The organism is Pseudomonas sp. 2995-1 (assembly GCF_002742505.1).
In the GTDB taxonomy this organism is placed as follows: Bacteria; Pseudomonadota; Gammaproteobacteria; order Pseudomonadales; family Pseudomonadaceae; genus Aquipseudomonas; species Aquipseudomonas sivasensis.
This window is the reverse complement of sequence record NZ_LJSA01000113.1, coordinates 1-249: the sequence shown is the minus strand read 5'-3', so window position 1 is coordinate 249 and position 249 is coordinate 1. Positions and strand designations below refer to the sequence as shown.

At 43.4% G+C, this 249-nt stretch carries 1 protein-coding gene; it reads right to left on the bottom strand.

The features are described 5' to 3' along the window. On the bottom strand, positions 1-249 hold a 249-nt coding region (locus AOA61_RS00350; protein ID WP_143521141.1), incomplete at both ends, for an iron-containing alcohol dehydrogenase.

Here is a 249-nt window from a genome sequence, read left to right as displayed (position 1 = left end):
ATTTGGTATCCATCAACGCATATTTTTCATGAGTCATGGTATTAGAAATTACTGCAGCAAGTGTTGCTTCGCTTCCTGTACCTGATGTTGTTGGGATTGCAAAAAAAGGAGGCATTTCTCTTCTCACTTTTAATTGCCCCTTCATTTGTGAAATACTCTTTTTCGGTCTAGCGATACGTGCCCCGATACCCTTTGCGCAGTCTATGGGGGAACCACCGCCAAAAGCTAGTATCCCTTCACACCCATTTG